The sequence below is a fragment of the bacterium genome, from assembly GCA_037147175.1.
Lineage (GTDB): Bacteria > Cyanobacteriota > Vampirovibrionia > Gastranaerophilales > UBA9971 > UBA9971.
Map to the genome: position 1 here is coordinate 1 of JBAWVS010000079.1, position 7,358 is coordinate 7,358.

Genomic DNA, 7,358 nt, shown 5'->3' on the forward strand with positions numbered 1-7,358 from the left:
GTTGGTGCTACGGTTGGTGCTACGGTTGGTGCTACGGTTGGAGCTACGGTTGGTGTTACGGTTGGATCTGATTCTTTTCTATGTTTTGGAATCAATGATCCGAAATAACCTTCAGCTCCTCCGACTGTTGCATCTGTAACAAGATCACCAAATTTATAAGAATTACCTTTAGGATTAGTTAGATAGCTTGTAGCAGGATTAGCGACTGCTCCAGCTGCAGCGCCCTCAGCGCCTGTTCCTCCAACGAGTTTAACTACAATACCTGCCACGACTGCTGCTACATGAGGTGCAACTGTTGCCAATAAACCTCTTTTTTCCTTTTTCTCTCCAGAATCTAGAGGTAAGTTTAATGAGATTTTTTGATCTGCCGGTTTGATATCCACGCCCATATTATCATTGGACTCTACTTTTCCAAAACCCCATAAATCAGGGTTTATTTTCTCTGCCTGGGTCTCTTGATTAATTGGACTAAACTGATCTTTTTGATTAAAAACTACTGATTTCTCAACTCTCATGTCTCCCATAATTTTTCCTCTTTCCTTAAATATCTCTACTACCACTTTCACTTATTTTTCTTATTAATATAAAAACAATCAATTTATATAAATTGCCATGCAAAAATCATGAATTTTCCAAAATTCACGCATGTTTTAGTTATAGTTAGAAAATTTATATATTAAATTTTGTTAAGCTGATAATTGTAGCTTTCTTTTAAATTCTTTTTTTCTTGCTCATAATTTGCAAGAAATTGTCCGCAGTTGCTTCCTATGCGGTTTTCTTCAAGCTCGCCGATACTTAGAATTACATCATAGCCGACTTTATTCAAATCTTGTATAATTTCATGTTCTTTTGTTTTCAACAAATTATTAGAAATTAAATTGTTGGAAAGAGCTTTAAAAGTTGGATTTACCGGTGTGATTTTTATTAAAAACTTATCTGGCGAAAAATATTTTAAAAGTTCCTGCGAATCTACCGGCATGCTATCTGCAAGAGCGAAATTAAGAGTAATTTTCTTTTCCCCTTCTCTAAAAAAATCGTTTCCGTAGTCGGAAATCGCTTTAAAACTCCATTTTTTTGCAGGGATAAGCTGATTTCTTTTTTCTAAATCCGTTGTATGTATAGAAAACTGCATCTGAAATTTTTCTTTGTAGAGTTTATTTTTTATTTCCAACAGTTCTTCAAAAAATTTATCTGCTCCGGCAGGCGCAACAGTTGAAATTGACGGCATAAGACCGGGGGCATCATAGATTTGCGGTAATTCGTAAAGAACCTCCAGCACGTTTGGATTTAAGGAAGGCTCTCCCATTCTGGCAAACTGGATTTTAAACTTTTCAACAGGAATAATTTTTTCAGGATATCGATTTTTAACCATATAATCAATCTGTGCAAGAAGTTCTGCTTTTGAAAGTTTGCCTTCGTAGTTTCCCCCTGCATCACAAAATTGACAATTTATGCAGCACCCGAAAAGGCTTGAGATTATCAATACCCATTTTTTTTCACGAGATAAAGGCGGTTGGATTGATTCGACAAATTCAATTCTTTTTTTGTTGTCAAATTCAGCTATATAAACAATCGCTATATCTTCTCTGCCTGTTTTTGCAAGAACTTTCATAATTTGATTTTATTATAAAAAAATAAGAATTAACAGTTTACTGCGGCTGTTTCAGATTCGGGAATTTCTATATTTTTCATGGGGTATCCGCCAAGACCGAACATGCCAATCTTTCTGTAGCATTTATTGCAGAAAGTTTTGTACACAACACTTGTATTTGTTCCGTCTACAAGTATTTCAGGGCTGTTAAACGAAGCAGGTTTCCCGTTAATGTATCTTGCAGTTCTCCTGCCTTTATCTGAGCCGCATTCTTCGCATACAGACGTAAGTTTTTCAACTTCGTCAGCTAAGGCAAGAAGTCTTGATACAATTTCAAAAGGAGCTGACATGTAGTTCATATCCAAGCCTGAGCAAATAACGTCAATTCCTGAATCGGTAAGCTTACAGACTGCTCTTACCAAACCTTCGTCCCACAGGTGGATTTCATCAATAAAAACTATATCTACAGATTCGTTTATGAAGCTTTCTATTAAATCAGATGTTTGAATTCTGAATGCTTTTACTTTTGAGCCGTTTCTTGATTCAATAACTTCGCCAACCGTTCTTTCGTCAATCTGCGGGCTTAGAACAACGATATTTTTATTTCCGATAGAAGCCCTTTTGACAAGCCTGATTAATTCTCCTGTTTTTTCCGCTTTCATTGGTCCGACGATAAGTTTTAGCATGAATCCCCACCCTTTTTATAAAATACTGCAAACTTTATTTTATCATACGCTTTGTTTTTTAAAGTCCTTAAATGATTATACAAAAATGGTTAATTTATTGACTATAAAAAACAAATTATTTTTACACTACTACACAAAAAATAAATATATAATTTTATAAATAAAAAAATAGCTTTTTTTATACGGCAATAGTAAAATCAATTTTATGAGTGAAAATAAATTAAACAAATTAATTGACACATCAAGAGATGAAAGAAATCATTTATGGACTTCTTTTCTTGTATTAGTAGGTGGTTCAACAACTATACTTATACAAAACGGTATATCCACAAATGGTTTATTTGCGATAGCAGGTTTATTTCTTAGCTTCTTAGTGTTTTTTTTTATATCTAAAAAAATCAATTCAAATAGATAATTTTATAAATAAGTTGGAGAACTAAAAAATGAATATAGATGCCAATACAATTTTTATAGCTTTTGGAATGACACTGGTATTTTTAATGTTTTTAGCAGCAGGGCTTTTTATTACAAGAGATCCTGAAAAAAGATTTTTTCAAAAACACTGATTTCGGCTAGTTCCCGATTTTTTTATAAACCAGAACACTAAACGGAGCCAAATTAACTGAAGGACAATTATTTTTTCTTACGTCTATAATTTCAGCATTTTGTAATCCGCTGCCGGCATATTTTTTGTCCTCTGTATTCATAACAAGTTGCCATTTCCCTTCAGGCAGCCTGCCGTTAAATTCATGTATTTTGTATGGTCCTTTGTCGTTACCGGTATATGATTTATCTTTGTTCAAATTTACAAGCGCAAAAATTTCATTATTCTTTTCTTCATTTTTTCTGTAAATATAGCCAACGCCGCCATCTTTATTCAAACCGATGTTCCAGAACTCAGAAGAGGTGTTTCTGTTTGTAATTGCCGGATTTCCTTCTCTTATTTTGGAGAAATCCTTAAATAATTGTTCAAGTTTTTTATTTTCCGGATTTCCTTCTATTGTAAATTTCTCCAATAAATCAGGATTAGAAGCATCATAGCCTTTTTCCAGTTTTATTTTTTCGCTTACTTTTAAAGGATTAGTATATCCATCCATTTTTCCTTTATTAAGTTGCTTATATTGCTCCGGACTGACATTTTCTTTTATTCCATCAGGTGTATCAGTAAACATATATTTAAATTCTGCTATATTTGCACTTTCATCGCCTGCAAGTGTAAGATTTGGTCCGGGAGTAAGAAACTGCATTGCCCTTGCCATTCTCCATGCGGCTTTGGATTTTTGAATTCCGTCATATATTTCTTTATCTTTGCCCTTTAATTGTTGAGGGTTTATTTGTTCATTGGTATTATCCCTCTTATAGTCTTTTTCAAGCTCTTTTCTTGTTTCATTTTCATCAAGCTTTGTAAATGCCTGCGCATATCTGACTATAGCTCTGTTTTTGCCTTCTTCGGGATAAAAGTCGCCTGAAGCATAATCATGGCATCCCGTTAAATATGTTACTGCTCTTGGACTTCTTTCACCATGGAAAATGTCTAAAAAATTATTAAATTTGCTGTTTAAAATAATTTGGTTGGCAAAATGCGGACCATCTATTCCAAGCACTGCATCAAAGCCCATAGGCTCATCCGTCCCGCCCTTAACAGCAACACTTTTGACCACATTTGTATGTGCATCAGGGTCTAAATTCAGATTTTGAGATATATCCCTTTGATCTTGTTTTAATAATAATTTTTCTTTATTGGTAAGGTCTATAGGGTTTACTGATACTGTATTTGTTCCTTTGGACGGTTCAAGCCCGTTTCTGTTTTCGTATTCAGCATATACTACAGCGCCCGGCGAGTGCTGTTGTATTTCCAGCATAAGTTCTTTAAGAAACTTTCTGTCCATTCTTTCTATTGCCTGTTTTCCATCTTTTGGCATGCCTTCCGGTATGAGATTATGTACGGAATCAAGCCTTAATCCGTCAACTTTAAGGTCATTAAGAAAATACAGCGCAGAATCTATAGCATGTTCCCTTATATGCTGGTTTTCAAATTTTGGTCTTGGGCCCCAGTTTGGAACTCCGCTAACTTTATAAAGCTCGCCTGCTGCATTAAACCCGCTTTTTTCACTTGGCGGTTTGCCATTTTCATTGAAAAGGAGAAATGCTGCATGGTTAAACACAACATCTTGTATTACTTTTAAACCTGCCTCGTGAAGAATTTTTACGGTTTTTTTGTATTCTTCAATTCCGCCGTATGATTGTTGAACAGCTCTTGTGAACTGAAGATCGTATCCCCAGCCCTGAGGGTGTTGTTTTTTATCGGCATAATTTTTTCCGCCGCTGTAAAAAGAATTTACCGGCATAAGCTGGACGGTATTATAACCTTTTTCTTTTAATTCTTTTGCTTTTTCATGCAAGCCTTGAAAATCATGTTTTTTAGAAAAAATCCCGACATGAAGTTCACAGGCATTTATTTGTGAAACATCAATTAACGGCGTTGATTTGTGTGCCGCGTCTATATTTATCGGATTAATTACCTGCGACCATCCGAGAGTATCAAAAGGCTGGGATTTTGATTCAAGATCAGGCTCAAAATATTGAGTTCCGTTATCTCTTGATATTCTGTACCTGTACATTGTATTTGGCGGAAGCATTTTTTTGGCAGCTTCATCATCAAGTGAATGATACTGATAACCTTCTGAGGTAGTATGTTTTGTTAATTTGTATTCAAAAACATTTTTATTATCGGCTTTTGCAGGCTCATGCACATCCCATAATAAATTATTATTTTTATCGTATTTGGCAACTTGAATAAATACATCATCAGCAGAAGGAGCATATATTTTTACGGTTGATTTTTGTGTTTTCGGATCATAATTTACTCCCCATGACTTGTGTTCCGCCATTGTCCTTCCAAAAGACAGGTTTTTTAATCCTGTTAATGAATATGCTTTAATATTTTCAGAACTGACGGGTGCAAAAGAAGCATGTTCAATATTCAAGGGTTTTAAAGTTGAAGAACTTAAAGAACCGGCTTGTTGATTAGCGGCTTTTGTCTGAGTACAGGCCGGCTGTAAATTTTGCAGTTTCATCTTGCTTCCTTTCACTTCCTAAAAAATCAATATATTATTAACAAAACAAAACAAAAGAAAAAATTGCTCTTTTTGAGTGTAAAATTTATTTTTATTTGGTTTATGTTTTTATAAAATACAAGAAGATAATTAAGAAAGGTTAAAAATGCACGATTTAGATAAAAATATAATAATTAACAGGGCTGAAAAAAAGCTTACGGATATTTTTCAGGAATTAGAATTAATCAGGGAACTTAATCTGGAAAAAGTTTTAAAAGCTTTTCAGGATAACAGGGTAGGGGAAGAACATTTTGCAACTGTCAGCGGTTACGGGCATGACGATCTTGGAAGAGAAATTATAGACAGAGTCTATGCACAGGTTTTTAACTGCGAATCGGCGATTGTCAGAAATCATTTTGTATCAGGAACCCATGCTATAGCATGCGCTCTTTTTGGGAATTTAAGCCACGGCGACAAACTTATTTCCGTTGCAGGAAGACCTTATGACACGATGGAAGAGGTTATAGGATTGAGAGGAAACGTAAAGGCTTCACTTAAAGGGCACGGGGTGATTTATGAAGAAATTCCTCTTAAAAACGGCATTAATATTGATATTGAAAAACTTGAAGAAACAATAGATGAAACCTCTACTATGGTTTTGATACAGCGTTCGCGCGGTTACAGCATGAGAAAAGTCATTGATATGGAAGTCATGGCTGAAATTATTGAAGTTGTTAAAAAGAAAAATCCTGATTGTATTTGTTTTGTTGATAATTGCTATGGTGAATTCACTGAAGCAATTGAACCGACAGACCTCGGGGCTGATTTGATAGCAGGCTCTTTGATTAAAAACCCGGGTGGCGGAATTGTTGAAACAGGCGGCTACATTGCAGGAAAAAAAGAATTTGTTGACCTTGCAGCAATGAGGTTAACAGCTCCGGGAATCGGCAGAAAAGGCGGGGCAATGCTCAATCAGTCAAGGCTTATTCTTCAGGGCTTTTTTATGGCTCCCGGCATTGTTCACGAAGCATTAAAAGGTGCTGTTCTTGTTTCTCAGGTGTTTCATGATCTTGGTTACAAGATCGATCCTTTTCCTGATGACGTTCGCTCAGATATAATTCAGGCAATACAGTTTGGCGACAGAGAAAAGTTAATTAAATTCTGCAAAACAGTCCAATCTTGCAGCCCTGTTGATTCCTATTTAACCCCAATCCCTGATGAAGTCCCAGGTTATGGAGATGAAGTCATTATGGCGGCAGGAACTTTTATTGAAGGCTCTACCATAGAGCTTTCCGCAGACGGTCCTTTGAGAGAGCCTTATGTGGCTTATATGCAGGGCGGACTTAATTATGCCCATGTCAAGCTTGTTTTAAAAGGGATTTTGCAGGAGCTTGGTTAACTCATCTTGCTAATCAAGTTCACGCGTCATTGCGAGGAGAGGCTTTAGACTCGACGCGGCAATCCATTTTGTTTTTATAGATTGCTTCGCTATGCTCGCAATGACGATTTTGGCGATTTAGCAATTCGAAAGGTCTAGTTTTTATAACGGGTACTGAGTACTAAAACCCTCCTTCATTTTCTTTCTTTTTGAACGCAAAAAGTAAGAAAACGAAGCAAAAGAAAGAAAAACTTTAACCCAAAGGGACAACACTGTCAGGGGCAAGCCCCTAACCCCCAAAGTTAATCCGTTCCAGAGGTCAAGCCTGTATTAAAAGGGATTTTGCAGGAGTTGAGCTAACTTTGTTTGGGTTTTTTAAAATTTCTTGGATATGTGCCAAATAATTCTTCTGCAAGGTCTGTTATTTTTTTCAAGGATACTTCGGTTGGGAGACCTCGTTCCCTAACTGCATTTAATTTTTCCATCCCCTTACAGTCAAGGGCTTTAAGACCTTCTATTACTTTGTCATCGAAAATATTAACTCCCTCAACAGTGGTGGGGTTTTTCTGGAAGATATTAACATAATCCCCACCTAGAATCACCTCCTTTTCTAAAACTATTTTTCCCATTTCTACAATATTATTTAA

The 7,358-nt window shown here is 35.8% G+C and carries 7 protein-coding genes; 2 read left to right on the top strand and 5 right to left on the bottom strand.

The genetic code is table 11. The features are described 5' to 3' along the window. The 3 genes from WCG23_12635 to WCG23_12645 form a co-directional block, all read right to left on the bottom strand. The coding region (locus WCG23_12635; protein MEI8390716.1) for a hypothetical protein at positions 1-524 on the bottom strand (524 nt) is incomplete at its 3' end. A 152-nt stretch (positions 525-676) separates the two neighbouring features. Then, positions 677-1,612, bottom strand: a complete 936-nt coding sequence (locus WCG23_12640) for a radical SAM protein (GenBank protein ID MEI8390717.1) — start codon at positions 1,610-1,612, stop codon at positions 677-679. Between the two features lie 29 nt (positions 1,613-1,641). Continuing rightward, positions 1,642-2,277, bottom strand: a complete 636-nt coding sequence (locus tag WCG23_12645) for a thymidine kinase (protein ID MEI8390718.1) — start codon at positions 2,275-2,277, stop codon at positions 1,642-1,644. A gap of 443 nt (positions 2,278-2,720) precedes the next feature. Here WCG23_12645 and WCG23_12650 point away from each other — a divergent pair, with 443 nt between their 5' ends. After that, the gene (locus WCG23_12650) at positions 2,721-2,843 is read left to right on the top strand and encodes a hypothetical protein (protein MEI8390719.1); all 123 of its coding nucleotides are present in this window, start codon (positions 2,721-2,723) and stop codon (positions 2,841-2,843) included. Between the two features lie 6 nt (positions 2,844-2,849). On the opposite strand, the gene WCG23_12655 is transcribed toward WCG23_12650, so the two are convergent. Then, positions 2,850-5,354 (bottom strand): alpha-amylase family glycosyl hydrolase, encoded by a 2,505-nt coding sequence (locus WCG23_12655; protein ID MEI8390720.1) that lies wholly within the window; start codon positions 5,352-5,354, stop codon positions 2,850-2,852. Between the two features lie 145 nt (positions 5,355-5,499). Here WCG23_12655 and WCG23_12660 point away from each other — a divergent pair, with 145 nt between their 5' ends. Further along, a complete protein-coding gene (locus tag WCG23_12660; protein MEI8390721.1) occupies positions 5,500-6,732 on the top strand; it encodes a methionine gamma-lyase family protein in 1,233 nt (410 codons plus the stop codon). A 335-nt stretch (positions 6,733-7,067) separates the two neighbouring features. Here the strand turns inward: WCG23_12660 and WCG23_12665 are convergent. Further along, positions 7,068-7,358, bottom strand: a 291-nt coding sequence (locus WCG23_12665; GenBank protein MEI8390722.1) for a hypothetical protein, incomplete at its 5' end; no start/stop codon positions are given.